The sequence below is a fragment of the Aestuariivita sp. genome, from assembly GCF_049276915.1.
Classification (GTDB): Bacteria; Pseudomonadota; Alphaproteobacteria; order Rhodobacterales; family Rhodobacteraceae; genus Aestuariivita.
In genome coordinates, this window is record NZ_JBASXK010000135.1 from 1 (window position 1) to 2,230 (window position 2,230).

Here is a 2,230-nt window from a genome sequence, read left to right on the forward strand (position 1 = left end):
ATCGGCTTCGGCTATTCTATCAGCAAATGGCTCTGCACCCCACGTGGTGCGGGTGCCCGCCGCGTCAAAAATGTCCTTGAGCGCATAGGGAATGCCATGAAGCGGTCCAAGGTTGGTACCGGCGGCCATCAGCGCGTCCATGGCCTTAGCCTCGGCCAACGCACTCTCGGCTAGGACTGTGACAAAACTGTTTAACTTGCCATCGTAGGCCTCGATCCGGTGCAGATAGATGTGTGTGAGCCGTTCGCTTGTCAGGTCGCCGCGTGCAATCCAGTGGCGTAGGCGGGCTACGGGAGCAAAAGCGATGTCGCTGTCTCGATCGGGCAATGGGCCAGGTGCTGCATTGCTCCAGACCGGCGAAACCTGTGCTGGTGGCGTTGGAAACCCAGGCAATCTCGGGTCAAAGCGCAGCGCTGGGGCCATCCCATTGGGAAGAGATAAAGACCTTCGCCGGAGTGCTGTTTCGATCTGAGGTGCTAGATTGGACGCCATCAGCTTACGTTCTGCATCCGTATATGTGACGCCTAGTATTTTTTCTGCCGCTTCAATGATCTTGACGGTGATTTCCATGTCTGAGCCTTCTCGCCATCGGGTACCAAGTTGACGTAGGGTGAACACCACTATAGCCTGAACACAAGAACGAAAGATCAGAATCCGACGGGAGGGGAGAAGATGACGAAATTAACAGGACGCTTGGGGCTTGGACTTGCAATGCTGGTGGGCTCGTTGTGTATTTTTGCGTGGCCGATAGAGTCCCACGCTGAGGATGGTGTCCGCGGAGGAACGCTCGTTGCCGCCTTTTCGGCCGATCCTGGTGGTTTCGATCCGGCGCAGGGCCCCAGCGGGATGTCTCACGTCGTAATCGAACAAGTCTACGGCACGCTTCTGAATCTTGACGCAGATGCGAAGCCATACGCTGGCTTGGCCGAAAGTTGGTCACAATCTGACGACGGTCTGACCTGGACTTTTAAATTGCGCGAGGGACTTGAATTCCACAATGGCGAGGCGCTGACGGCCGAGGACGTCGTCTTCACGTTTGAGCGCATTATGCCTGAGGATTCGGGCTACGCATATCGCGGGCAGATCGAGACCATTGATGAGGTTGTTGCTGTCGACAACCTGACAGTAGAATTCCGGCTTAACCGTGTCACCGGCCCGTTTGAAATCTACATGGCCTTTCCCGGTTCGTCGATTGTGCCGAAAGATCTTGTTGAAAGTGGTCACGATCTGAACGCCGAACCTATTGGCGCTGGGCCGTTCAAATTTGTTTCATACACGCCACGAGATTCCGTTGAATTTGTCCGAAATGACAATTACTATGAAGCAGGAAAGCCGTATTTCGATGCGATGACCTATCGAATCGTTTCTGACCCGACAGCCTTGGCGAACGGTTTGAAATCTGGGGAGATCCTTTTCAGTAACGAGGTTCCTCCAAAGGATTGGAGCAGCATTGTGTCGCAATCCAACATGGTTGACGCTGCCCTAGAGGGGTCGCGTTACTACTGGATGTTGCCAAACCACGAACGCGGTGTTCTTCGCGATCCGCTGGTACGCCGTGCAATTTCATACGCGCTGAATCGTGAAGCAATCGTGCGTGGGGCGTTTTTCGGACAGGCGACTGCCATGCAGGGCGGCGTGATCCCAGGGTGGAACTGGGCCTATGCTGGAATTACTGAATTCCCTCCCCTCGGGAATATTGACAAAGCCAAGGAACTGATGGCCGAGGCCGGTGTCGCACCCGGCACACCGATCAGCCTGATGATGGTTTCGTCCTGGCCGCCGATGATGTCAATGGCACCGATTATTCAGGCTAACCTTTCCCAAATCGGTTTCAACGCGACGATCGAAACCATGGAGGTCCCTCGTTACTGGGATGAGGTTTGGGCAACCAGCAACTTCGATCTGACCGTGATGTACTGGTTGTCGCCGCTTGCCGATCCGGATGACTTTGTCACCAACACCTATGCAACCACGTCGGCAGTGAACGTCCAGAAGGGTGGCTCGGCTGAGATGGATCAGTTGATGCTCGACGCTAAATCGGCCGTCACGGTCGAAGAGCGCAAGGAACTCTACCGACAGCAGCAGGAATTGTCGCTGGCGACGATGGACGTGATCCCCGTCGTGAACGGTTGGGTGCTGACTGCGCACACCGACCAGCTGGTGAACTTCAAGCCGATGCGTACTGGTTTCCTTAAGACACTGAAGGACGCTTGGCTGACCGAATGATTCC

General features: G+C 55.2%; 2 protein-coding genes. One reads left to right on the forward strand and one right to left on the reverse strand.

The window, feature by feature from the left end; translation table 11 throughout:
- Nucleotides 1–570 (reverse strand): amidase family protein (locus WAO69_RS14705; RefSeq protein ID WP_422180450.1); only part of this gene is annotated, 570 nt, incomplete at its 3' end.
- Between the two features lie 102 nt (nucleotides 571–672).
- On the opposite strand from WAO69_RS14705, the gene WAO69_RS14710 reads away from it, so the two are divergent.
- Nucleotides 673–2,226, forward strand: coding sequence for an ABC transporter substrate-binding protein (locus WAO69_RS14710; RefSeq protein WP_422180452.1), 1,554 nt, complete (start codon nucleotides 673–675; stop codon nucleotides 2,224–2,226).
- The last annotated feature ends 4 nt before the right edge of the window (nucleotides 2,227–2,230 follow it).

Bases quoted from the DNA above. Each gene is read 5' to 3' on its own strand.
- WAO69_RS14710 (WP_422180452.1), top strand. From the start codon at position 673: ATGACGAAATTAACAGGACGCTTGGGGCTTGGACTTGCAATGCTGGTG.